Origin of the sequence: Rhizobium sp. 11_C7_N12_5 (assembly GCF_051811145.1) — a bacterium.
GTDB classification, from domain to species: domain Bacteria; phylum Pseudomonadota; class Alphaproteobacteria; order Rhizobiales; family Rhizobiaceae; genus Rhizobium; species Rhizobium lusitanum.
In genome coordinates this window covers 164811-189180 of the sequence record NZ_JBPWPY010000004.1, presented here as the reverse complement: position 1 = coordinate 189180, position 24370 = coordinate 164811, and the positions used below count along the sequence as shown (strand labels likewise).

The 24370-nt window shown below is 59.2% G+C and carries 22 protein-coding genes and 2 pseudogenes; 12 read left to right on the top strand and 12 right to left on the bottom strand.

Annotated elements, in window-relative coordinates:
- Nucleotides 1-59: 59 nt before the first annotated feature.
- The 4 genes and pseudogenes from AB8B29_RS35910 to AB8B29_RS35895 form a co-directional block, all read right to left on the bottom strand.
- Nucleotides 60-551, bottom strand: a complete 492-nt coding sequence (locus AB8B29_RS35910) for a cupin (RefSeq protein ID WP_439007273.1) — start codon at nt 549-551, stop codon at nt 60-62.
- Between the two features lie 58 nt (nt 552-609).
- The gene (locus AB8B29_RS35905) at nt 610-840 is read right to left on the bottom strand and encodes a hypothetical protein (protein ID WP_092574823.1); all 231 of its coding nucleotides are present in this window, start codon (nt 838-840) and stop codon (nt 610-612) included.
- Nucleotides 841-1128: 288 nt separating this feature from the next.
- On the bottom strand, nt 1129-1425 hold the full coding sequence (locus AB8B29_RS35900; protein ID WP_092574822.1) for a PRC-barrel domain-containing protein: 297 nt from the start codon (nt 1423-1425) through the stop codon (nt 1129-1131).
- 88 nt (nt 1426-1513) lie between these two features.
- A pseudogene (locus tag AB8B29_RS35895) lies at nt 1514-1835 on the bottom strand (plasmid stabilization protein).
- A 145-nt stretch (nt 1836-1980) separates the two neighbouring features.
- On the opposite strand from AB8B29_RS35895, the gene AB8B29_RS35890 reads away from it, so the two are divergent.
- Nucleotides 1981-2874 (top strand): SDR family oxidoreductase, encoded by an 894-nt coding sequence (locus AB8B29_RS35890; protein ID WP_439007272.1) that lies wholly within the window; start codon nt 1981-1983, stop codon nt 2872-2874.
- Between the two features lie 475 nt (nt 2875-3349).
- Here AB8B29_RS35890 and xth read toward each other — a convergent pair whose 3' ends face one another.
- The gene (xth, locus tag AB8B29_RS35885) at nt 3350-4126 is read right to left on the bottom strand and encodes an exodeoxyribonuclease III (protein ID WP_439007271.1); all 777 of its coding nucleotides are present in this window, start codon (nt 4124-4126) and stop codon (nt 3350-3352) included.
- A gap of 282 nt (nt 4127-4408) precedes the next feature.
- Between xth and AB8B29_RS35880 the strand changes: the two genes are divergently transcribed.
- From AB8B29_RS35880 to AB8B29_RS35855, 6 genes are all read left to right on the top strand, one after another.
- Nucleotides 4409-5308 (top strand): Ku protein, encoded by a 900-nt coding sequence (locus AB8B29_RS35880; protein ID WP_439007270.1) that lies wholly within the window; start codon nt 4409-4411, stop codon nt 5306-5308.
- Between the two features lie 12 nt (nt 5309-5320).
- A complete protein-coding gene (locus AB8B29_RS35875) occupies nt 5321-6133 on the top strand; it encodes a Ku protein (RefSeq protein WP_439007269.1) in 813 nt (270 codons plus the stop codon).
- Nucleotides 6130-7161 carry a non-homologous end-joining DNA ligase gene (ligD, locus tag AB8B29_RS35870; RefSeq protein ID WP_439007268.1) on the top strand — a complete coding sequence of 344 codons (1032 nt, stop codon included), beginning with the start codon at nt 6130-6132 and terminating at the stop codon, nt 7159-7161. Before AB8B29_RS35875 ends, ligD (AB8B29_RS35870) begins: the two co-directional genes overlap by 4 nt.
- 175 nt (nt 7162-7336) lie before the next feature.
- Entirely contained in the window at nt 7337-7810 is a 474-nt protein-coding gene (locus AB8B29_RS35865; protein WP_439007267.1) for an Hsp20 family protein, read from the top strand.
- Nucleotides 7811-7884: 74 nt separating this feature from the next.
- Nucleotides 7885-8184 (top strand): DUF982 domain-containing protein, encoded by a 300-nt coding sequence (locus AB8B29_RS35860; RefSeq protein WP_439007265.1) that lies wholly within the window; start codon nt 7885-7887, stop codon nt 8182-8184.
- A 9-nt stretch (nt 8185-8193) separates the two neighbouring features.
- Nucleotides 8194-8472 (top strand): hypothetical protein, encoded by a 279-nt coding sequence (locus tag AB8B29_RS35855; protein ID WP_439007264.1) that lies wholly within the window; start codon nt 8194-8196, stop codon nt 8470-8472.
- Nucleotides 8473-8549: 77 nt separating this feature from the next.
- Here the strand turns inward: AB8B29_RS35855 and AB8B29_RS35850 are convergent, their stop codons facing one another.
- The 4 genes from AB8B29_RS35850 to AB8B29_RS35835 form a co-directional block, all read right to left on the bottom strand.
- On the bottom strand, nt 8550-9443 hold the full coding sequence (locus AB8B29_RS35850) for a hypothetical protein (protein ID WP_439007263.1): 894 nt from the start codon (nt 9441-9443) through the stop codon (nt 8550-8552).
- 56 nt (nt 9444-9499) lie between these two features.
- Nucleotides 9500-12157: a DNA ligase D gene (gene ligD / locus AB8B29_RS35845; RefSeq protein ID WP_439007262.1), complete on the bottom strand. Its 2658-nt coding sequence runs from the start codon at nt 12155-12157 to the stop codon at nt 9500-9502.
- 221 nt (nt 12158-12378) lie between these two features.
- Complete coding sequence (locus AB8B29_RS35840) at nt 12379-12636, bottom strand: hypothetical protein (RefSeq protein ID WP_439007261.1); 258 nt, start codon at nt 12634-12636, stop codon at nt 12379-12381.
- 625 nt (nt 12637-13261) lie between these two features.
- The gene (locus AB8B29_RS35835; protein WP_439007322.1) at nt 13262-14035 is read right to left on the bottom strand and encodes an SOS response-associated peptidase; all 774 of its coding nucleotides are present in this window, start codon (nt 14033-14035) and stop codon (nt 13262-13264) included.
- Nucleotides 14036-14322: 287 nt separating this feature from the next.
- Here AB8B29_RS35835 and AB8B29_RS35830 point away from each other — a divergent pair, with 287 nt between their 5' ends.
- The 3 genes from AB8B29_RS35830 to AB8B29_RS35820 are packed head-to-tail and all read left to right on the top strand — an operon-like array spanning nt 14323 to nt 19773.
- Nucleotides 14323-15084 (top strand): ImuA family protein, encoded by a 762-nt coding sequence (locus AB8B29_RS35830; protein ID WP_439007260.1) that lies wholly within the window; start codon nt 14323-14325, stop codon nt 15082-15084.
- The gene (locus tag AB8B29_RS35825; RefSeq protein WP_439007259.1) at nt 14999-16516 is read left to right on the top strand and encodes a Y-family DNA polymerase; all 1518 of its coding nucleotides are present in this window, start codon (nt 14999-15001) and stop codon (nt 16514-16516) included. The genes AB8B29_RS35830 and AB8B29_RS35825 overlap by 86 nt, the downstream gene beginning before the upstream one ends.
- Nucleotides 16513-19773 carry an error-prone DNA polymerase gene (locus tag AB8B29_RS35820; protein WP_439007258.1) on the top strand — a complete coding sequence of 1087 codons (3261 nt, stop codon included), beginning with the start codon at nt 16513-16515 and terminating at the stop codon, nt 19771-19773. Before AB8B29_RS35825 ends, AB8B29_RS35820 begins: the two co-directional genes overlap by 4 nt.
- Before the next feature lie 399 nt (nt 19774-20172).
- Here AB8B29_RS35820 and AB8B29_RS35815 read toward each other — a convergent pair whose 3' ends face one another.
- Both AB8B29_RS35815 and AB8B29_RS35810 read right to left on the bottom strand, forming a co-directional pair.
- Entirely contained in the window at nt 20173-20787 is a 615-nt protein-coding gene (locus AB8B29_RS35815) for a hypothetical protein (RefSeq protein WP_439007257.1), read from the bottom strand.
- Nucleotides 20780-20977 carry a hypothetical protein gene (locus AB8B29_RS35810; protein ID WP_439007256.1) on the bottom strand — a complete coding sequence of 66 codons (198 nt, stop codon included), beginning with the start codon at nt 20975-20977 and terminating at the stop codon, nt 20780-20782. Before AB8B29_RS35810 ends, AB8B29_RS35815 begins: the two co-directional genes overlap by 8 nt.
- A gap of 293 nt (nt 20978-21270) precedes the next feature.
- Here AB8B29_RS35810 and AB8B29_RS35805 point away from each other — a divergent pair, with 293 nt between their 5' ends.
- Both AB8B29_RS35805 and AB8B29_RS35800 read left to right on the top strand, forming a co-directional pair.
- Entirely contained in the window at nt 21271-22029 is a 759-nt protein-coding gene (locus tag AB8B29_RS35805; RefSeq protein WP_439007255.1) for a metallophosphoesterase, read from the top strand.
- Between the two features lie 140 nt (nt 22030-22169).
- Nucleotides 22170-22895 (top strand): annotated as a pseudogene (locus AB8B29_RS35800) (substrate-binding domain-containing protein); the annotation flags it as partial.
- A gap of 59 nt (nt 22896-22954) precedes the next feature.
- On the opposite strand, the gene AB8B29_RS35795 reads toward AB8B29_RS35800, so the two are convergent.
- Nucleotides 22955-24145, bottom strand: coding sequence for a diguanylate cyclase (locus AB8B29_RS35795; RefSeq protein ID WP_439007254.1), 1191 nt, complete (start codon nt 24143-24145; stop codon nt 22955-22957).
- Nucleotides 24146-24370: the final 225 nt, after the last annotated feature.

Sequence of the window (24370 nt, the reverse complement as noted above, 5' to 3'; positions counted from 1 at the left end):
GCTCCGACAAAGCATCAACGACTAAAAGCCCATCTTTGACCGGATTCTGCCCCCGGCATTCAATGCCAGCGCTCGACGAGCCCCGCTGACGAACCTTGAATGGGATCGGTAACCGGCGCTGGCAATGACGAAATCATAGCCAGGATGTCGGTCGTGGCAGCGTCGGTCTGAATGTCGGCATGCTGACCTTCCGGATAAGCGCCGATAACCTCGAAGTCTGAGGAGCAGCCAAGATTCTGGTGGCCTGTGCCAGCGGGAAGGATCAAGCAGTCTCCCATTGAGACCTCGATCGGCTGTCCTTCCGGGCCGCCGATCAGCAAAGTGGGGCTGCCACATCCGACACCCAGAACCTCGTGGGCTCCGGAATGGTAATGCTGATAATCAAAGACGCCGTCTCTCCAAATGCCAGTCCATCCGTTCATGGCGAACAGGGTCTCGAAATCTGCTGACGATCCTCCGGTCGGAAAAGCATCCCTGTAAATTAAAACAGGGAACCGCTGGTTGTTCGGTACCCAGCCACTCGGCGGAAAGATGATTTCCTCGATATTCATGCAGGACTTTCCTCCATGAGTCTGGGTGATGAGCTTGCACCGATTGAGATTTTCTTCGTCATTTAGATGCTGGCTCGTCTCTTTCGTCATTGATCGACGGCAGGAAAGTCTGGACGTCGCGCTTTTCCCGGTCGGATAGGCAGGCGATTTGCTCTTTCCAGAACCTGGCGGCTTCTGGAGGATCTCCTTTCCAATCGCGCGACGAGCCAAGGTTGTCGTCGATTACGGCGAGGCGACGACCGCCGAGACGCAGATATTCTTCAGCAAGGTTTTTCGATGCGTTTTTCATTTGATCCCTCATCTCCTTCGTGGGCTGCTTGAGGTAAACTTTAGCGCATGCGAGTGGTTCCCTTATCATCCCAGCCCGGACCGCCGGAGAATAACCGAGCCGGTGCGCACGGCAAAATATGGTCGAGCATGACGATTGACCTTTATAGTGTGATGGCTCCGCTTGCAGACGCCCTATCGCTGAGGAAAATGCCGCCGATCTCGACCGGACGCAGCACTTCTAACGATTGGCCACGGTGTGTCTGGCCAACGGAAACCCGGAGTTTGCGCCCGGTTCCCATCTGGCTTTCTAATCGCGGTGCTCCGGCATCGCCTTTAGTTGATCCTTGGTCCAAGATGTCACGCCGTGGATCTCGCCGCTTTCGTCGCGCATGAAATCGAGATCGGTCACTCGAACCGATACCGGCTTTGCCCCGATGCCAAGGAAGCCGCCGACGTCGATCACGACGCTGCTGCCAATGCCGGCACCATGCACGTGATCAACCGTACCAACCTTGTGGTCATCGGCTCCATAGATCGATGTGCCTTCCAGATTGGCTTGTGTGAGTTCATCTTCAGTTAGTCGTATGTGATTGCTGTGATCCATGGGTTATTCCTCCGTTTGATTTCGTATTGAATGCTGATTGCTCTCAACCTGTTTCCGCTCGGCAGTTGCCGTCCGCCGAGCAAACTTCCTAGTGGTGCGCGTGATGGGCGGCATTGCGCTTGCGGGTCGCCGCCGCCTTCTTCGCCGACGTTGAACGCTCGGCGGCGGTGCGCGCCGCAGCAGGCCTTGCCACCTTTTTCGCCGCCTTTGTGCGCGGCGGGATGGCCGGTGCGTTTGCCTTGTCCGGCTCCGCCGGCCTTCTTGCCGCCGCCATCGTCTTTATTGACGGTTGCCCAGGCTCTCCGCTCTGCTTCTTTCTCCGATACTCCCCGATCCTCATAGCTTTCAGCGATGTGATCGGCCTTGCGTTCCTGCTTGTCCGTGTATTTGGATTTATCGCCACGAGGCATGGCATTTCCTCCTCTGTTTGATCTTGAGAACGAACGGCCGTGGGGAAGCTTTGTTCCCAAACCGCGGCGTGCAGGGAACAAGCCGTGATCGCGCGCGTTCGCCAACATGTCAGCCTGAGGAAACAGCAACAGAAATCGGTGGATCATGAAGGACCAAACGACTTTAAACGACCCTCGCAAACTCTATCCTGCGCCGCCCTTCTCGTACCAGCCACAAGGAGCACCCGGCCTTGCTCGCAAGATGGAGCCCGTTCCCGACCATGGTGAAGAGAGTTATCGGGGTTCCAGCAAACTCGTTGGCCGAAAGGGCCTGGTGACTGGTGGCGATTCCGGAATTGGTCGCGCGGCAGCGATTGCTTTTGCCCGCGAAGGCGCCGACGTCGCTATCTCCTATCTCCCAGATGAGGAGTCGGATGCAAGAGAGGTGATCCAGCTGATCGAGGCAGAAGGCCGCAAGGCGGTCGCGCTCCCAGGCGACATCAAGCAAGAAGCCTGGTGCCGCGATTTGGTTGAGAAGGCGGTTTCAGATTTGGGCGGTCTCGATATCCTGGTCGTCAACGCTGGCCGGCAGCAATACCGCGAAACGATCGAGGAGCTGTCGACAGAGGACTTCGACAAGACGATGAAGACCAATCTGTATGCGCTGCACTGGATTGCGCAGGCTGCAGTGCCTCATTTGCCTTCGGGCGCGTCGGTTATTACGACCGCCTCTATCCAAGCATACCAGCCATCGCCAATCTTGCTCGACTATGCGACCACGAAGGCCGGCATCGTCGCCTATACGAAAGCGCTTGCCAAGCAGTTGATCGAACGCGGTATTCGAGCCAACGTAGTCGCACCCGGACCAGTCTGGACGGTACTTCAGCCAAGTGGGGGCCAACCCGACGCAAAGGTCGAGAACTTCGGCAAGGACAGCGATTTCGGTCGGCCTGGCCAACCCGTGGAGTTGGCGCCTGTGTTTGTCCTTCTCGCCTCTCAAGAGGCGAGCTTCATCAATGGCGAGGTCTATGGCGTTACCGGCGGAAAGGGCGTTGCATGATCAGGAGGGACGTGTGGCAAGCAACGAACACCCTGTTCTGTCCGAACAGGTGCCTCGTTTGCGGTCCAGCGCTTGAAGTTCTCACCCTCAGCGTCACCTCTTTCCAACGTCATTCTCCGAAAAAAAGGGCCCGGGCTGAAGCCGGGCCGAAGTTGTGGGAGCGAGTTGACCGGAAGGGATTAATGACTCGCGCAGACTTAACGGGCGCAGCTTCGAATAGTTCCTCGCTTCCTCGACGCGAGTACATTTGATTGGCCTATCATTTCCCACGCGCGCCGTTCCACATTAAAGCAGAGCTGTCACCAGTGAACGGGCTGGCGCTACGCGTCGGGCGGAATGTGGGAATCCACCCGGCATCGAAGTCCTGTTCGGCAGGCATTGCGCCACTCCTTTTGAAATCTTTGCGACCGAGGTTGAACATATACAGGTTCCCACTCAGCTCACGCCTAAGCTCGGGATCACCGTGGGGTGTAAGCTACCGATCATCGAGGTCAATCCAGACAGGCGCGTGATCGCTCGTGTGCCCCCAGGCACGCGCGAACTTATCGACGCCAGCCGCTATCAGCCGTTCGCGCAGGGAAGGGCTCAGCAGAAAATGGTCTATGCGCAGACCGGCATCACGGGCGAAGGCGTTCCGGAAATACTTCCAGAACGTATAAATCCGCTCGTCTGGATGCAGTGATCGGATAGCATCCGTCCAGCCCATGGCGACGAGTTCGGCATAGGCGGCGCGTACTTCCGGCCGGAACAGGGCATCATCCCGCCAGCGCTCCGGGGCATAGACGTCGAGATCGGTCGGCATGACGTTGAAGTCACCGACAAGGGCGACCGGCACCTCGAGTTCGAACAGCTCCGCAGCATACGACTGCAAGCGCTCAAACCAACGGAGCTTGTAGTCGAACTTGAGGCCTGGCGCGGGATTACCGTTCGGAAGATAAAGACAGCCCACGATGATGCCATCGATCGCCGCCTCGATGTAGCGGCTGTGACCGTCGTCGGGGTCGCCGGGAAGTCCGCGGCGGGTTTCGCGCAGGTCCTGATCGCGGGCGAGGATCGCCACGCCGTTCCAAGATTTCTGGCCGTGCCAGATGGCGCCATAGCCGGCACGTTCGATCTCGCGCCGGGGAAACTTCTCGTCTGGCGCCTTCAGCTCCTGCAGGCAGACAATATCCGGCTTCGCCTCGTCCAGCCACCGAAGCAGCACGTTGAGGCGGCCGTTGACGCCATTGACATTGTAGGTGGCGAGCTTCACCGGCTTGATCAGCGTTTGTGGTCGCCCTTATCACGGCGGACGTAGCGTTTGTCGGTACCGGTGTCGATCAGTTTGCGCTTGGTCATGGCAGGAGTCCTTCTCGTTGCTGCATGGCTAAACGCGCGTGGCTTCCAAAAGATGCATGCAAATCAGGCGTCTAGATGCGGCTCGCAAGAGGCGAGCGTCCGAGGGGCTAAGCCATTGAAAAATGATTCGTTTCGACATGGAACAATTCCTTGCTGATTCGCTTGAATCGCATGGGTTGTGTCAGGAGTTGGCGTCATGGTTGCCCCGAGAGCGAATTGGAAAGGCTTCATCAAGTTCGGAGAGGTTGCTTGTCCGGTGGCGCTCTACACAGCGGCATCAACGTCGGAGCGGATTGCGTTCAACACGCTTAACCGCAAGACCGGCAATCGGGTGAAGCGCGAGTTCCTGGATACCGAGACCGGCGATCCTGTCGAACGTGACGACCAGGTCAAAGGCTACGAGATCGAAAATGGCCAGTATATCATCCTTGAGCCGGACGAGGTCGCGGCCGCGGTGCCCGACAGCGACAAGACGCTGAAGATCGATGCGTTCATCCCCTGCAAGGAAGTCGACGACGTCTATTTTGACAAACCGTATTATCTTGCACCCGACAAGATGGGCACCGATGCATTTGTGCTGCTGCGGGACGGCATGAAAAAAGCGAAAGTCGCCGCCATTGCGCGCACTGTCCTCTTTCGTCGCATGCGCACGGTGCTGATCCGGCCGCACGGCAAGGGCCTGATCGCCACGACGCTCAACTTCGACTACGAGGTGCGCTCGTCGACCGAGGCCTTCGAGGAGCTACCGGATTTGAAGATCCAGGGCGAAATGCTGGAGCTCGCCGAGCACATCATCGGCACCAAAAAGGGCAGCTTCGACGCCAGCACATTCGACGATCGCTACGAGGCGGCCGTTGCCGAGCTGGTGAAGGCGAAAATCGAAGGGCGATCGCTGCCCAAGAAGAAAGCGCCGGTCGCATCGAAACCGAGCGATCTGCTGCAGGCTCTTCGGGAGAGCGCCGGTATCGGCGGCAAGACGGGATCGAAGCCCACTGCCGCCAACGCCAATAAAAGTGCCAGCCGGCAAAAGGCGACAAAGCCCGCAGCCGCCACCAAGGCGAAACGGGCCGCTGCAACTGCCCGCCGTGCCAGTTGATTGGAGGATACCATGGCTCTTCGCCCCCACTGGAAAGGCTATCTGAAGCTGTCACTGGTCACCTGTCCGGTGCAGATGATGCCGGCAACCTCCGAAAACGACAAGGTTCGCTTCCATACCCTCAATCGCGAGACCCAAAACCGCGTGGTCAGCCGCTATGTCGATTCCGTCACCGGCAAGGAGGTCAAGGAAGAGGACGAGGTCAAGGGCTACCAGCGCGGCGAGAATGACTATGTCATGCTGGAAGACGAGGAACTCGAAAACGTTGCACTCGACAGCACGAAGACCATCGATATCTCTATCTTCACGCCGCGTGACGGTATCGAATGGATCTGGCTCGATACGCCCTATTATCTCTCGCCGAACGATCCTGTTGGCCAGGAAGCGTTCTCGGTCATCCGGGACGCGATGGAAGCCCAGGACATGGTCGGCATTTCCCGGCTGGTCATCGCCCGCCGGGAGCGCGCCGTCATGCTTGAGCCGCGCGGCAAGGGTATCGTGCTTTGGACATTGCGCTACGGGGATGAAGTCCGTGACGAGGACACCTATTTTGCGGGCATCGGCGACAAATCGGCGGATTCGGACATGATGCCCTTGGTGCAGCAACTGATCAAAAAGCAGACCCAGCACTGGAACCCGAAAATGGTGAGCGACCCGGTTCAGGACCGTCTGCTCGATATCATCGCCGAGAAGAAAAAGGCGCTGAAGAAGCCATCGAAGGCCAAAGCCAAAGCGCCGGCGTCAGCGCCTCCTCCGAGCAACGTTATCAACATCATGGATGCCCTGAAGAAGTCGGTCGCCGCCGAAACTCGGGCGGGCAAATGAGTAGACACGCCAAGCCCCTGTTGCAGGACGGCAGCCTTACCGCAAAATCCCAACCGCGACGCAAAAGAAACCCGGCGCAGCCGAACCTTCCCTTCGAACCGATGCCAGACCGCATCGAGCCTTGCCTGGCGTTGCTGAAGACCATGCCACCGTCCGGCCCCGACTGGGCCTACGAAATCAAATGGGACGGCTATCGCCTCGCTATCCATATCGAGCCCAATGGCGTGCTGATTCTCACCCGCGGCGGTCACGACTGGACACATCGGTTTCCCGCGATTGCGGCGGCTGCCAAAGAGCTCGGAGTCGGGACGGCAATCCTGGATGGCGAAGTTGTGGTTCTCAATGCCCAGGGCCGCTCGGACTTCGGCGCCCTGCAGCGCTCGCTCGGCGGGCGCGGCGGCAAACGAGCATCGAGCGAATCCGTCCTATTTGCCTTCGATCTTTTGTATTTCGACGGGCATGATCTAACAAAAACCGAACTCTCGGTGCGCCGGCATCTGCTCACTGACCTGCTCGATGGTGCGGTCGGCGCGATCCAGCTTTCCGAGGAGGTGCAAGGTGATGGCGCCGAGCTCCTCGACAATGCCCGTTCGCTTGGACTGGAAGGCATCATCGCCAAACATCGCGACAGTCCCTATCGCTCGGGCCGGACAGGAGATTGGCTGAAGATCAAATGCGTGCAAAGCGAGAGTTTCATGATCGTCGGCTACGAGCAGTCGGCGGTTGCCCGCGGCGGGATCGGCAGCCTGCTACTGGCAGCTCGCCGCGACCACGATTGGGTCTATGTCGGCGCCGTCGGCACGGGCTTCAAGGAAAAAGATGCGGCGTATCTGAAGAAGACGCTCGACAAACTGAAGACGAGGACGCCGGTCGTGCCGCTGAAGGGTAAGAACTACGTCTTCGCGCAGCCGACGCTGATCGCCGAGATCGAATTCCGTGGCTGGACCGACGACGGCAATCTGCGGCGCGCATCTTACAAAGGGCTGCGCGATATCCAGGACAATGCCGCTGTTTATGAACTCGACTGAGCAATGGGTTTCAGCCCGTCGGCGCGGCCTTAAATTTTTTCGGACGGCGCTCTTGAATCCTAAATTCTCAAAAACCAAATCGATTGCGGCCAGCCGCTGATGAAGGGCTGGCCTTGCTGGAGGCGCCGTCTTTCGGCGCTTCCGTACCCCATGTTGCTTCAAGGAGGATATGGCTATGGCAACATCTTACGACTACGCACCTCTCTTCCGCTCGAGCGTCGGCTTTGACCGGGTCTTCAATCTTCTGGAAAATGCCCAGCGCGCTCGGTCGATCAGCGACTGGCCGCCCTATGACATCGTCAAGACCGGCGATGACGGCTACCGGATTTCCATCGCGGTGGCTGGCTTCGCCCAGGGCGATCTCGACCTCACCTTCCAGTCGAATCTGCTGACCGTCACCGGCAAGAAGCAGGAAGCTGCAAACGAAGGCTACCTGCATCGCGGCATTGCCGGCCGGCCGTTCGAACACCGGTTCGAGCTGGCCGATCATGTCAGGGTGAACGGAGCGGATCTGAGCAATGGTCTGCTGTCGATCGACTTGGTTCGTGAGATCCCAGAGGAAATGAAGCCGCGGAAAATCACCATCGAGAGCGGCCCGACTTTGACCTCTGCTGCTCCGGCGCAGATCGAAGCGCAGAAGGCGGCTTAATCGACATTGTCCGCTCAAAGAGGGCGCCGTTGCGACGGCGCCCATCGACATTCCGGGTTGGAAAGGAGAGAGCGATGAAACCCGATATGTTCAGACAGCCTGTTTCTATTCTTGTCGGCCTCGGCTTTCCGGCAGAGGTCCGCAGTGTCATGGACGCCTACCGGCACCTCGTCGATTGGCCGGCCTCACAGAGGGATGGCGCGCATTCCGTCGCGCTCAAGGCATGCAGTGCCGCGCTACGCGGTGAGATCGAAGCCGAGACCGCGCGCGGCCTGTTTGCCGCCTTCGCTGAGAAGCACGATCTGCTGGCGCCGGAAACCAATGTGATCGCTGCGGCGCGCTTGCGGCGAGACAAGGATCCGCACGTTCTGTGAGGTGGTCGGATGATGCACGATATACTTCAGCAGGTCGCCAACAATGCGATGGCAGTGGGACCAGCGGTCCTGCTTCAGGGCAGGCAGTTTCGGAGGCCAATCGACGTGGTGAGAGCACCAGCTCTTTCCGTGGACGACAAGCGGGCGATCCTCGCCGCCTGGGCGTCGGACTTTTACGCTGTCAATTCAAAACCTGCCCTCCGCCAGGTGCCAGGAACACCAGAGCCGGTCCCGATCGATGAAGTGCAGGCTGCCCTCAGAGAACTCGATCGCCGTTATGGTATCTGATGGATCGTAGGTGAGCCGGCAGTCCGGCCGCCGGTAGAATTAGCAAGGAACTGCACCCTGCGGTGCGACGACCATTGTCATCCGGCCGTTGCGCGCGCATTCGATGGCGATATGGTCCGCCTCCTGTATTTGGCGTCGCGTCGCGCGGTTCGCAGTTCGTCCAAGGTCGCTAACCACCAGCCGCGTTGCAGATCTTGAGGTCCCGGAGATGTTCGTGCCGGCCGTGTGATCACCAATTCTTCCAGCGTTCCCGGTCGCCACGACGCCCAGACATACTCGTCACCTCGCGCTGCCGGAAAGTAAAACGAGTCGACAGTCGCGGTATCTGCCAACTCACCGTCCGTACCAGTGAAGAAAACGACGCCGATATGTGTGCTGATGGCACGCTCCACCGGCGGGCCATCATTGGCTGGGACGGGGTACCGTTTCCGTCGGCGCTCCTTCGTCCGTGCCTTCGACGCCTTGTCTTCCTTGGTACCCCTGATCGCTTCACGCTGCGCCTTCCGCACCTCCGGTTCATTGCGTTTGGCGGCAATCTCTATTGCCGGCCACCGCCGGCGGAGTTCGGCGAACGAACGGTAAGGAACCGTCCAGAGGCGTCGGTCCGCATCCCAGCGCGCAAAGGGAATTTCTCGGATTTCGTTGATGACGGTGCGCGAATAGGATGTCCGGATCTGAAAGGAAGATGGGCCTGCTTCCAGATAGCTGCTCTCGATCGGATCGAATACGAAGGCATCTCTGCCCTTCTCGTCGGCGAATGCCTCGGCCTCGGCCTCCATCTCTGCAAGCCAACGACCAATACGCCTCCCGGCCGTTCGCCCCGGCACAAACCAGGCATTAAGGCGATCGCTCCATCGCGCGCGCGGAAACGCTTTGCGAAAGCGCTGCACCGTTATGCGATCGTGGGGCAGCTCCGTCGTCGCGCCGTCGCGCGGCGTTGGGGGAGCATCGCTGTCCGATTTTTGTTCCATTATGCTGTAACGCCGAATTGCCAATTCAGGTTCAGTCGTATTGCGGCGCCGATCACTCAGGCAGCCTGCTTCCGCGCCTTGGCAAGCCGCTTGATCGCCTGTTCGAGCGATCGCTGCCCATCGCAATAATCCTGCCAGGCGCTTGTCTTCGCCAGTAGCGCTGGCACAGTGCGAATGGTAAAGCGCTTCGGATCGAGATCCGCCTTCACCTGGCTCCAGGTCAGCGGCATCGACACCGTGGCGCCCGATCGGGCGCGCGGCGACAGCGGCGCGACCGCCGTCGCCATCCGATCGTTGCGCAGGTAGTCCAGAAAGATGCGGCCGTTGCGCTGCTTCTTGGCCATCTTGATCAGATAGAGCTCGGGGTTTTCACGCGCCATCTGCAGGCACACGTCATGCGCAAAACCTTTTGCCTCCGGCCATGCGAGTTTCTTGCCCTTCGTTACCGCTAGCGGCGTCACCACATGCAGCCCTTTGCCGCCCGTGGTCTTGCAGAAGCTGACGAGCCCAAGTTCTTCCAGCCGATCACGCATCTCGCGGGCGGCTTCGACGACGGCGGAGAAGGGGACGTCCGGACCCGGATCGAGATCGAAGACCAAGCGACCCGGAACTTCGGGCAGCTTCGGTTCGCAATTCCAGGGATGAAGCTCTACGCCGCCGATCTGGGCGATCGCCGCGAGACCTTCGACGCGATCAATCTGCAGGTAGGGCTTCTTGTCTCCGAACACGGTCACCAATTCGAGCAGGTTCGAGGTGCCTGGCATCGCGTGGCGCTGGAAGAACTGCTCGCCGCCGATACCATCGGGGGTTCGGATGATCGAACACGGCCGTCCCTTGAGATGATCGATCAGCCAAGGGCCAACGGCTTCGTAATATTGCGCGAGATGGACCTTGGTCACCGGCTTGTCGTCGCCGGCATCCGGCCAAAGCGGCTTCTCCGGATTAGAGATCAATACGCCCATCACATTTGCCTTGCCGCCCTTTCGGAACGACTTCGTCAGCGCTTTGGCGTCAGCCTCCGGATCTGGCACGTCCGCTTCAACAGGCGAGGCAGGTTTTTCGGCGACGACCTCGTTGGCAGGCTTATCTTCGCGCAAGCCTTTGAAGGCCGCTTGCCGAACCAGGCCATCGGCTGTCCAACCCGCGAACTGGATCTCCGCGACCAGCTCCGGCTTCAGCCAGACGATGTCAGGATCCTTCTTCGGCGCGCCGATGCCTGTGAACGGTGATTTGCTGGTTTCCAGTTCCTGGAGCCTCGGCAAAATCGTGTCGACGACCTTTGCACCATAGCCTGTTCCGACCCGGCCGACATAGGCGAAGTGGTCGCCGCGGTTGACGCCGACCAACAGCGAGCGGAATTTGCCATTCGTCCTGGCGTAGGCACCGATCACCACTTCGTGGCCGGCCCGGCATTTGGACTTGGCCCAGGTTTCGGTGCGGCCGGATTGATAGGGAGCATCAGCCTGCTTCGAGACGATGCCTTCAAGGGAAAGCTTGCAGGCAGACCTGAGAACCGCATCGCCACCGGTCTCGAAATGCTCGACGAACCGCAGGCGTGGATCGTCGCCGGCGTCATCAAGCAACTTCTGCAGCCGTTCCTTCCGCTCGGTGAGCGGAAGTTGACGGAGATCCTCATCGCCGTCGAACAGCAGGTCGAACGCGAAGTAGACCAGGGCGTTGGTTTTTCCTTCTGACAGCGCTGCCTGGAGCGCGGCGAAGTCCGGTGCACCGTGTTCATCAAGAGCGCAGATCTCGCCATCGATAATGGCATCGGGCAGATTTGCGGCCGAAGCATCAATGGCCGGATATTTGTCGGTCCAGTCGAGGCCCTTGCGCGTCTTCAGCGTCACCTCGCCGTTTTCGATACGCATCTGGACGCGGTAGCCATCGAACTTGATCTCGTGGATCCAGCCATCGGCCGTGGGCGGACGCTCGCGCGTTTCGCACAGCTGCGGCGCGATAAAGTCGGGCATGGCGGACTTTGCTGCCTTGGTCGGCGCCGGCTTCTTCTTGGTTTTAATTTCGGCTTTGCGTTCTTCTGCTGCAAGACCTTGGGTGCTATCCCAGACCGCGTCCGCTTGGACTTCGCCACTCTCAATCATAAACGGTTTCGGCTTTTTGCCCTTGCCGGCCGCGATCGCTTCCATCGTTCGGCCGGAGGCGACAGAGGTCACGTTCTTTTCCAAAATGGATGCGCCGTTTTCCTCGACCGAGAAGTCATCGTGATGCTTGATCAGCAGCCAGTTGGTGCGTTTGCCACCGTCCCGATCACTGCGCATGCGCACGAGAACGAACGATCCGTGCAGCCGTTCGCCCTCCAGTGTGAACTTGAAGTCGCCCTTGGCGAGAGCCTGCTCGGGGCTTTTGTTGCCCTCCGGCTCCCAGTAGCCGCGGTCCCAGAGCATGACCGTGCCACCGCCATATTGGCCTTTCGGGATTGTCCCTTCGAAATCGCCGTAGTCGAGCGGGTGATCCTCTACTTCGACTGCGAGCCGCTTGTCATGCGGATCAAGCGATGGTCCCTTGGTAACCGCCCAGGATTTGAACACCCCATCAAGCTCCAGACGAAGATCGTAATGCAATCGCGTCGCGTCATGTTTCTGGATGACGAAGCGGCGGCGGTTCGACGCTTTCAAGGTCTCCCGGCCGCTCGGCTCCTTCGTCTTCTTGAAATCGCGCTTTTGCTTGTAGGTCGAGAGCTTGTCGCTGGCCATGGCAGTCCCCGATACACGTCCGCCTCCCGCGTCGAATGACGACGGGGCTGAGGCACGGGCCGGACAGGTGGGACGCTCGACTGCCGTTTCGTTAGCCGCAAGGAGAAACCGGAAAAATCCTCACGTTCGTCATCCCTGTCACGTCCGGTTGACACGACACGCGACCTCGCAAGTGAGAAGTGTCCAACGCATATTTTGTTCCCGATCGGCTTGCGGGGCGGTCATGTCCTGCGCTTCGTTAGCCAGATCCCATCCAAGTCACGCACCAATCGCCACCGCCTGGCGCTCACGCGCGTGCCTTTCGCGGTGCGATAGTCCGGGATGTCGAGATCAATGTTCTCTTTCTCCCGGTGCCACGTCGAGAGCACCGTCGTTCCATCGGAGAACTCGACGAGACATACCGGCTGGGTTGCGCCGTCGTCATCGACCGTAACGCGCCCATTGGGGAAAGCATGGCTATAAGGGAAGAGAAAGCGCATCAGTCGGCGCAGGCGTCCCGTTCGAGGATGGCGATTGGCCGATCGTGAGAGGATACAATGTCCGGAACCGGCGCCATCGTCAGCATGGTGAAGGCTTGCCTCATATCATCCGTCTCGCCCAGATGCCACGATATAGCAACTCCAATACGGCGGGACCGGAGATTTTTCGACCTCCAGCAAGTCGACACGCGCTTTGTTTGCACGCGGAGTGCGGAATGTGCCGTTGCGTGGAAATCGACGCTGCCGCTAGTGAAGGTGGCTAAGTAGGATCATTGATGGCATGGCCAGAGCTGCCAACGTAATTGTCGCAGAAAACACAATTTTAAGCGCTTTGACCCGTCGCGTTCTGACGCCACTCCAATCGTAGGCCACCGTTGCCCCTCCCTCGCATCACCATGGATTCGCAAATTAGCCACCGTTTCGCCTTCCTGCAAGGGAGCCGAGAGCATCACTCACGAAGGAAAATACCATTGGGCTCGTCTGAACGGTCCTGCGCGCCTGTTCTCTGTTGGTCGCCTATTCCGCAAGTCAATTGACAATCAAAGCCAAGTTCATGAACCAGTATCCTCCAACAGTCGATCGATGAGATCGGATTCGCTGCATTGAGCTGTCGACAGACCGCACGCTACAGCAAGTCTGATGGGCTGACTAATTCGCCTTCCTTCGTCACAATGTTCGACCCATATTTCTCGCGCGATGCAACGATCAGCGCATCATCGGGTAACGGACGAGCAAGATCCTTCGCCTCATCCCACGGTGCGGTCATCCAAATGTCGGTCTCTTCCTTCGTCAGCAGCAGCACCGGCATTGCCTTGTCGTGGATTGGCTTCACGAGATTGTTGGGATCGGTGGTCAGGAAGCCATAGAGATCGTCAGTCGTCAGCCCATCCTTGACCTTGCGCACCGATGTCCATTGCGGAACATGGATGCCGGCAAAAAACATCAGGGGCTTGCTGTCGTCGCGGGCAAACCATGCATTCGGAACATTGCCGCCATCCTGCTGGCTTGCCGGATCCGGTTCGGCAAAGCTGGTGACCGGCACCAGGCACCGGTTCTCGACCCCGAACCAGCGTTTCCAGTGCGGAAGCTTGAAATTGCGGACATTGGTGAGGCCGCGATCTGCCTGATCGCGTAACAGAGCATCGAAGTCTACCTCCGCGCCCTTCGCCCGCAGTTTTTCGGCCTTGGCTTGGGCTGCCTTTTCAAGGACGAACCTCGGCGAGGGAAGGCCCCAGCGGGCATGCACCAGCTGCTTCTTGCCCTCGGCAGTGTTTCGGATGATCGGCCCCATCTGGTCAGGGTTCATCTGATAGGCCGGCATGAGATTGATCATGCTCTCGGCGTCCTGGGCCCACTTGTTCACCCAGTCCTTGTCTTCCATGCGGTACAGATTGCACATCGGCAGGCCGTCTCCGTGAAGGGTGCTGATATCGTAACCGATGCGTTCGGAAGATGCCAACTGCAGCTAGCCGGCTCATTGCTCTCGAATTTTTCGCATTTGCGGGCGAGTGGCACTTAGCGGCCATCTCCATGATTCCCCATGCAAATCCCGAACCCCACTAAAATAGGGGGATATCTCTCCCATTTTTGGCCGCTTGACTCATGGGTCGAAACAGAACAGATAGTGAACATATGCATTGAGCCGGATCACATCGATGCCCAACACGACCTCATAGGGACCCGTGAATGACGACTGCTGCCCGCGAAAGGGTGATTTTGGATCTGCGCGACCGCATCGCTGCGCTTGAGGGTGGTGCTGCGAGAAGTCGTGGCTGTCTTGCCTTCGGCGTGCCGGAGATCGATGCCGTGTTGCCGGGTGGGGGTCTGGCCTATGGCGCCTTGCATGAGTTTGCCGGTGGTGGGGCGGGGACCGTCGATGGCGCGGCAGCCGCCCTTTGCGTGGCCGGGATCGCGGCAAGGACCAAGGGCCAGATCCTCTGGTGCCTGACGCGCCCGGACCTGTTCTTTCCGGCACTCGCCCAATCCGGCCTTCATCCCGATCGGGTGGTGTTCGTCGAGGCCGACAAGGAGCAGGACGTGCTCGCCAGCATGGAGGAGGGGCTTGGCTATGGCGGCCTTGGCGCCGTCGTCGGCGAACTGGTCCGCCTTCCGATGACAGCATCGAGACGCCTGCAGCTTACCGCCGAAAAAACCGGGACGATGTGCCTGGTGGTCAGGCGCTGGCGACGCCAGACGGAGGCGTCGGATTTCGGGCAACCGACGGCATCGACGACGCGGTGGCGGGTGAGCGTGCTGCCATCGGAAGAACTTCCGGTTCCAGGCATCGGGCGGTCGCGATGGCTGCTGGAGCTGCTCAGAGTAAAGGCGGGTGAGTGCGCTGAGTTTGTCGTAGGAGCGTGCGATGCCACGGGTCGTATCCATCTATCTGCCGGAACTGACGATCGAGCGGATCAGGCGGACGGATGGCGCAAAAGAACTGTCGCTTGATCATCCGCTTGTCGTGGTCGCCAGGAGTGGCTCCAAGCGCTGGATCTCTGCGGCCGACATAAAAGCCCGGGAAGCCGGTATCCGCGTGGGAATGCCGGCCGCCAAGGCGCAGGCGATCGTGCGCGGCCTGCAGATGATCGATGCGGATCCTGCTGCCGATACGGCAGCCCTTGAGCGCATCACGCTCTGGGCCCTCACGCATTATTCTCCAATCGTTGCCATGGATGCGCCCGATGGCATCGTCATGGATACCGAAGGCGCCGATCATCTCCAGGGTGGAGAGGCGCTGATGCTGTCCGGCATCGTCAACCGGTTTCATGCAAGGGGACTGACGGCGCGCGTTGTTGTCGCCGACAGTTGGGGTGCCGCGCATGCCGTGGCGCGAGCAGGAAGCCATGATACCGTCATCGTGCCGCACGGTGAGATCGCGCGGTTCGTCGAGCGGCTGCCGCTCTCGTTTCTTCGGCTAGTGCCCGAGATCGTCACGAGCCTGCGAACCCTCGGTTTCCAGAGGATCGGGGAGCTTGCAGCCACGCCCCGCGCCCCGCTTGCGCTTCGCTTCGGCCCGGAGATCGGTCGCCGTCTCGATCAACTCTATGGCCGCATGCCGGAACCGATCGATCCGATCCGACCGGCGGAGCTCATCGAAGTCAGCCGCACCTTTGCCGAGCCGATCGGCGCGCCCGAAACCATCGAGAAATACATGACCCGGCTGGTCGCGCAGCTCTGTCTCGAGCTGCAGAAGCGCGGACTGGGCGCGCGCCGCATCGATCTGATCGTCCACAAGGTCGACAACACGCTCCAGGCGATCCGCGCCGGCACGGCAAGGGCCGCCCGCGACGTCGCCTGGCTGACAAAGCTCTTCAGGGACCGGATCGAGAAGATCGAACCGGGTTTCGGTATCGAGAAGCTGTCACTCGTCGCCGTGATGACCGAGCCGCTGGCGGAAGCACAGAAAGCATCCTCGCTGATCGAGGAGGAAACTGTCGATATCGCACCCTTGATCGACGTCATCGGCAATCGCGGTCAGCGTGTCTATCGTCTTGGCCCCGTTGCCAGCGATGTGCCCGAACGCAGCGTCCGGCTGATGGGTGCATTGTCAGGAGAGGTTTCGGCATGCTGGACCTTGCACTGGCCAAGGCCGGTGCGGTTACTGGCCCAACCCGAACCGATCGAGGTCATCGCACTTTTGCCCGACCATCCGCCTGTGTCGATCACCTGGCGCGGCAAGCGCCTGCGGGTGAAGCGAGCCGACGGACCCGAGCGGATCTTTGGCGAGTGGTGGACGAGAAGCTCGGAATATGAGGCGGTGCGCGACTATTTCGTCATCGAGGACGAGGCCGGCAAGCGCCTCTGGATCTTCCGCTCGGGCGATGGTGTCGATACCGCCACCGGCTCGCACCGCTGGTTCCTGCATGGGATCTTCTCATGAGCTATGCCGAGCTGCAGGTCACCACCCACTTTTCCTTCCTGCGCGGCGCCTCCTCGGCCGCAGACCTGTTTGCGACCGCAAAAGAGCTCGGGATCGCGGCGCTCGGGATTACCGATCGCAACTCGCTTGCCGGCATTGTCCGGGCGCTGGAGGCATCTCGCGCCACCGGCCTGCGTCTGGTGGTCGGTTGCCGGCTCGACCTTGAGGATGGCATGTCGATGCTGGTCTATCCAACGGATCGGGCCGCTTATTCCCGTCTGACGCGGTTGCTCACCCTTGGCAAGGGCAGGGGCGGCAAGGCCAAGTGCATCCTCTCTCTCGACGATGTCGCCCTCTATGCCGAGGGGCTGATCGGCATCCTGGTGCCGGATCTTCCCGATGAGACCTGTGCCGTGCAGCTCAGGAAGATGGGAGACATCTTCGGCGACCGGGCTTACCTTGCCCTTTGCCTGCGCCGGCGCCCCAACGATCAGCTGCGTCTGCATGAGCTCTCCAACATGGCCACGCGGTTCAAGGTGAAGACCGTCGTCACCAATGATGTCCTCTTCCACGAACCGTCACGCCGCCAGCTCCAGGATGTCGTCACCTGTATCCGCACCGGCACCACCATCGACGATGTCGGTTTCGAGCGCGAGCGCCATGCCGATCGCTATCTAAAACCACCGGAGGAGATGGAGCGGCTGTTTCCGCGCTATCCCGAAGCGCTTGCCCGGACCATGGAGGTCGTTGCGCGCTGTCGCTTCTCACTCGAGGAGCTCACCTACCAGTATCCGGAGGAAGCGATTGTCCCCGGCAAGACGGCGCAGGAATCGCTCGAGCACTATGTGCGCGAATTCATGCCCCACCGCTATCCCGAAGGCCTGCCGCAGAAGGTGTTGAAGGTTGTCCGCCACGAGCTCAATCTCATCCGCGCCATGAAATACGCCCCCTACTTCCTGACGGTGTTTTCGATCGTCCGCTTTGCCCGCTCGCAGGGCATCCTGTGCCAGGGGCGGGGCTCGGCTGCCAATTCCGCCGTCTGCTATATTCTCGGCATCACCTCCATCGATCCCGACACCAACAATCTGCTGTTTGAGCGCTTTGTCTCCCAGGAGCGCGACGAGCCGCCTGACATCGATGTCGATTTCGAGCACGAGCGGCGCGAAGAGGTCATTCAATGGATCTACAGGACCTACACGCATCAGAAGGCAGCACTTTGCGCCACCGTCACGCGCTACCGCGCCAAGGGAGCGATCCGCGATGTCGGCAAGGCGCTCGGCCTGCCGGAGGACGTGATCAAGGCACTGTCGTCTGGCATGTGGTCATGGTCCGACGAGCTGGTGAGCGAGCGTGGCTTGCGCGACCTGAACCTCAATCCGGACGACCGCAGGCTTGCCCTGACCCTGAAGCTGGCGCAACAGCTGATGGGCGCCCCCCGCCATCTCGGCCAGCATCCCGGCGGGTTTGTCCTCACCCATGATAGGCTTGACGATCTGGTGCCGATCGAGCCGGCGAGCATGGCCGACCGCCAGGTGATCGAATGGGACAAGGATGATGTCGAGGCACTGAAGTTCATGAAGGTCGACGTGCTGGCGCTCGGCATGCTCACCTGCATGAGCAAAGCCTTCAGGCTGATCGAGGCGCATAAGGGCTTACCGATCGACCTTGCCAACATCGAGCAGGAGGATCAGACGACCTATGCAATGATCCGCAAGGCCGACACGCTCGGAACGTTTCAGATCGAAAGCCGCGCGCAGATGGCGATGTTGCCGCGCATGAAGCCGCGGACCTTCTATGATCTGGTCATCCAGGTGGCGATCGTCCGCCCCGGTCCGATCCAGGGCGATATGGTCCATCCTTATCTGCGCCGACGGGAAGGCAAGGAGGAGGTCGTCTATCCCACCCCGGAACTGGAGGCCGTGCTTGGCAAGACGCTCGGCGTGCCGCTATTCCAGGAAAGCGCCATGAAGGTCGCGATGGTCTGTGCCGGCTTTACCGGTGGCGAGGCTGACCAGCTGCGCAAATCGATGGCGACCTTCAAGTTCACCGGCGGTGTCTCGAAGTTCAAGGACAAGCTCGTCTCCGGCATGGAGCGCAATGGCTATACCCGCGAGTTTGCCGAAAAGACGTTTTCGCAGCTCGAAGGCTTTGGCTCCTACGGTTTCCCCGAAAGCCATGCCGCGAGTTTTGCGCTGATTGCCTATGCCTCAAGCTATGTGAAGTGCCATCATCCCGATGCCTTCTGCGCGGCTCTGTTGAACTCGCAGCCGATGGGTTTCTATGCACCCGCCCAGATCGTCGGCGATGCCCGTAAGCACGCGGTCGAGATCCACCCTGTCTGCGTCAACAGCTCGCGATGGGACTGCACGCTGGAAAGCACCGAGGGAAGCGACCGTCATGCAGTCCGTCTTGGCATGCGCATGGTTCACGGCCTCGCGGAGGCTGATGCGGCCCGCATCGTTGCCGCCCGCGCCGACCAGCCGTTCGACAGCGTCGACGATCTCTGGCGGCGATCGGGCGTGCCGGCGGCATCGCTGGTGCAGCTCGCCGAGGCAGATGCCTTCCTCGCCTCGCTCAGCCTGCAGCGTCGTGATGCGCTGTGGGCGATCAAGGCGCTGCGGGACGAGCCATTGCCGCTGTTTGCTGCGGCGGCTGATCGCGAAAGGAAAACCATCGCCGAACAGCAAGAGCCTGAGGTCGATCTGCGACCCATGACGGAAGGGCACAAGGTCATCCTCGACTATAGCCACACAGGCCTGACGCTGCGCAGCCATCCGGTTGCCTTCCTGCGCAAGGATCTCGCCTCTCGCAACATCGTCACCTGCGAGGAGGCGATGTCGGCCCGCGACGGCCGCTGGCTGATGACCGCGGGGCTCGTGCTGGTGCGTCAGATGCCGGGATCGGCAAAAGGCGTGATGTTCCTGACCATCGAAGACGAGACCGGTCCGGCAAACATCGTTGTCTGGCCGAAACTCTTCGAGCGCCGTCGGCGCATCGTACTCGGATCCAGCATGATGGCGATCAACGGCCGTATCCAGAGGGAAGGGGAGGTCGTGCATCTGATCGCCCAGCAACTCTTCGATCTCTCGAGTGACCTGTCCGGACTTGCCGATCACGACGAGGCGTTCAAGCTGCCGACCGGTCGTGGTGATGAGTTCGCCCATGGTTCGCCCGGTAGTCCAGATGCGAGGGAGCGGGCTGTCGTGAAGGCGCGCGAGATCTACGTGCCGGACCTTCACATCGATAGGCTGAAGGTGAAATCTAGGAATTTTCATTGATCCGGCGGCAATGTTTACAGCGATTCAAGTCTAGGAGATCGCGTATCTATCCGCTGATCCGCACGGCAACGCAGATTACGTCAGTCGTCTGAGGAGAGCGATCAGAGCGTCCGTGTTGTCATTGGCATCAAGCGAGAGCAACTGATTGTCCGCCAACTCAGCGATCGCCAGTAAGATCTCGCGCTCGGACCATCCGGCCTCAGTCGCAGCACCGACCAGGTTCCGAAAAGCTGCCTGAAGGGCATCCTGACAACGGATGTGCCGGTCAGGATCATCATCACTCACGAATGGTCGTGTGATATCGGGCATAGGCAAAAGGTGGACTGATTTGCCCTTTTTGACAATCGAATATCACAAATGTCTAAAGAGACGGGTGGCATCGCCTGCCGCCCCAGAATCTCAGGCGAGCTGAACTTCGGCTGCGCTTTTGGCGATCTTAGCCTCAAGCATTTCGTTGATGCACTCCTCATTGCGCGCTTCAAGTTGCTGCAACGGAAAGGCATTGATGAAGATGCGGATCGTTTCGTCCAAATCGGCGCCGGATGGCGTCCATCCGGGACCGCAATCGACCTGCTTACCGGCAAGGTCTTGGACCTGGAAGAGGCCGCAAGTTTCGCCCGCCTCGTCGTCGACGGCAAGCTCGAGCGTGCCAAAGCTTGATCGGTCTTCAATCCAGTAAACCGCGATTTGAAGAAATCGAATGCCAGATCGGTTGCCGACCTCCGTCAGCAGCAGGTTCTGCACTTCATCCGTCAATAGCGGTTTGGGCTCATCCCAGCAAAGTTCCTCGTCCAACGTTGGATAGTCCATCACGTTTTCCAGCAGGTCGCGCATGCTGTCGAGATGCCGCCGCATATCGGGCGACTTACCACGAAAGCCGGGCACATCGTCTTTGAAGATGTCGAAGGCGTGCCGGCTCAAATGGCCAACGAATTCGTAAAGTGCCTTCGCCTCGTCCTGGGTGATGCTGAGAACGCCATCTCTTGGCCGGGGCTCTCTCGAATACTCAAACATTACCATCTCCTTCGCTGTTAAAGGTCGGAACCCAGCCGCGGGTGAAGCCGACGCTCATTCCAGCCTCGCAAAGGGCCAACTGGCCGCGGATGAATTGCAACTCGGCAAGCAACGCGCCGATCGTGGCGTTGGCGTCGCCCTCGAACAGACCGAGCTGCGGTTCATCGTTCTGAGCGGCTGCGGCTGTCATGAGGCAATACATCTTTCTATTCCCCTGATGTCAGGGGAATTCCAACTGCGGATTCGTCGATATGAAATTGCGCGGCCGGCGTTCGGTCCAACAATTTGTTCTTATTATGTTCTCATTTGACATCGAGTCAAGGGCGGCTTTCTTCAAATCAGAGGGCGGGAAAATAACACAGCCGTGACGATTTCTCTCACTACTGAGGTTAGCCTTGGTGGCATCGTCATTGCTTTAAGTTTTGCTATATAGCAAGTACCAGGAATACCGCCCCGCATCATGTTTTGCTCGCAGGAAAAAAATTGACTTCTACCGACAGCCTGCCTTCAGATATTTACGCAATTGCCGACGTCCACGGGCGTGCTGATCTCCTCGAAGCAATGCTTGGCTACATCGCTGCCTCGCATAAGCAGGCGTCCAAACCGATTGTCATCTTCCTTGGCGATTTGATTGACCGCGGTCCGCATAGTCCGAAGGTGCTTGATCAGGTTGCCTTGACACTTAGTCTATATCCCGGCTCTCGACTTATTCTCGGCAACCACGACTTTTATCTGCGCGAGCTGCTTCGCGGCACGCTGACCGACCAAGACGCCACCAACTGGATGGATTGGGGCGGGGTTGCAACCGTCAGCGCATACTCCGACAGCCCGGTCCCAGATTTCAAGAATATCGCCGCCGATATCCGCCGCACTTTTCCCCAGCACATCGATTTGTTGGAAAATGCGCTGACCTTCATGGAGATCGGCCACTACTGTTTTGTGCATGCTGGAATCCGTCCTGGCGTGCTTCTCGCAAAACAAAGCGAGGATGATTTGCGCTGGATCAGGGCAGGCTTTCTCGACCATGTGGAAGCCTTTGACCATGTCGTCATACACGGTCACACGATCACGCAGTCGCTGCGTCCTGAAATTTACCCGAACCGAATAGCTTTGGATACTGGAGCATATCGGACTGGCCGGCTGAGTGCCGCTGTAATCCGGCGCGGCGAATTTTCACATTTCGTCTGCACCGAACTGATGGAGGCGGGCGCTATCCAAGTCAGCGAGTGGCGGCCAGGATGACGCCGTCTCCATATCCGCAATTAACTGCTCTCACCGCCGGCTCAGTCCTGCGCGGAAATCAATACTCTGTTGAATTGTAGTCTGGATCGAGCCCCAGTAAAGCGGCGCGGGCTTGCTCGGTGAGCCATGCCGCCCCCAGACAGACATCGCAGGTTGACAATTTCATCACCCAAAAGGTTGACCTGCTATTGATTTCGCCTTTCGAGGCGGCGCCGCTCACACCTACCGTTAAGCGAGCCATGGACGCGGGTATCCCGGTTATCGAACTTGATCGCAAGACGAACGGTGACGCCGGTAAGGACTACACGGCGTTCATCGGAGGCGATAACTACAAGATCGCGCTGACCGCCGGTGAATATACGAGCAAGACGCTGCTGCCGGATGGCGGTGAAGTTGCCGTGCTCGAAGGCCTTCCCAGTTCAACACCCGCCGTTGAGAGGCTGAACGGTTTCAAAGAAGGCGTGAAGGCCAACTCGAAAATCCAGATCGTAGCGGAACAGGCGGCCGACTGGCTGCCGGACAAAGCGCAGACCGCATTCGCCGCCATGCTGCAGGCACATCCCGATATCAAGATGGTCTATGCGAGCAATGACATGATGGCAGCCGGTGCCTTGCTTGCTGCAAAGGGGGCCGGAAAGAGCGTGAAGATCATCGGCACTGATGGCTTGCCAGGTCCCGCAGGTGGAATCGAGGCGGTCGCAAAGGGAGACTGGTCTGCGACGTTCACATATCCAACAGGAGCGAAAGAGGCGATCGACATGGCAAAGTCGATATTGCTTGACTGCGCGTCGTCGGTGCCGGCAACTGTAACTGTCGATACCACCGCCGTTACGCCCACGAATGCTAGGCAGATGGTTGGCAAGTAAATTTCGGGCTCAGCCGGCTGGATGTCTCGGTTTAGCCGGTTGGGCACGAGCGGCGCTGGCTACGCGTTTGGTAGACTGGCCTTATAAAGCACCACTCGGTTTCGACCAGATTGCTTGGCCAGATAAAGCGCCTCATCAGCCTGGTTCTGGAGCTGTTCAGGAAGGATAGTCGTAACGTCTGGTACGTGCACCACTCCAACGCTAACCGTGGCGTACGGCGATACCTGCGATGCAGGATTCGGGAGAGAAGCAGTTTCTACACCGTCTCGAATTCGTTCAGCGACTGCGACTGCTTCTTCCTCGCCCCCCCCAGGGAGCACGATCAGAAACTCTTCGCCGCCATAGCGTGAGACGAGGTCGCGATTCCCTCGCATGCTGCTTTGAATGATACCGGCAACTTTTACAAGGCAGCGATCGCCCTCGCCATGGCCGAGACTATCATTCAGCATTTTGAAATGATCGATGTCACACATGAGCATGGCGACCCCCTCTCTCTCCATGTCCCCACTCCAAAGATGGTTGAGCATTTCCATCATCGATCTTCTATTGGCGATGCCGGTGAGTGGGTCGGTTCTCGCAAGAAGTTCGAGGCGACCATTCGCATCAGCCAATTCCATCACTCTGCTTTGGTCCCTCAGTTCGAGAAGAAATGTCTTCTGGGCCAGGATCGTCATGGTACGCCGGGATACCACTGTTGCGATGATGCCGCTGGCGAAAAACAAGGCGGCGGCTTCCGAACTTCCCAATTCGACACTCGGATTGCGTATTTGAAAAACCAAATAAAGGCCAAGCGCCATTGCCGCGATTGTCGTCGTCCACGCTAGTGGGATGGCAAAGATGATGATCGCGGTAATGGCCACGAAAACCATGATGTTTAAGTGTCGTTCGTAAAACTCGCCTCCCGCATTTACTCCCACGAGTGCAACTGACAAGAGGATAAAGAGCATGCCTATAATCAGGACGATCCCTTGGAACTGGAAAGCTCTCGGTTTTCTCCAGACAAAGGCAGTTGCCAAAGCCGCTGGAGGGAGGATGCAAGCTGGCGCAAGCATCGACAATGCTATCGCCGTTGGCAGCAAGATAGCGTTGAGGCCCAATGTCAGCGCATCCAGCAGTGTCACCCAAATCATCCAGGAACGAATGATCTTGGCCGTTCTAGACCAGGAACGCTCTTGAAACAGACGAAGAAGCTCGCCCTTTAGGCGGATGTCTCGGGTGCGGCCTTGCAAAAGACGTTCGACTTCTGCCATGAGAGCGGGATTTTGCGCCGGGCGCGGTCTTTGTGTGGGGGCGTCCGACGGTCTCGCCGAGACATTGTTATGTGCATCCATCACAGCCCATTTAGTGGAGTGTTTCTCGCGGGCAAGAATGATGGGGCAAACGCAACATTAAAGTCCATCAAATTCGCATCTCAATATCGGTTCGACGAAATCGAAATATCCAGAAACTGCGGGCGCTTCCGCTGGCCTTGACTT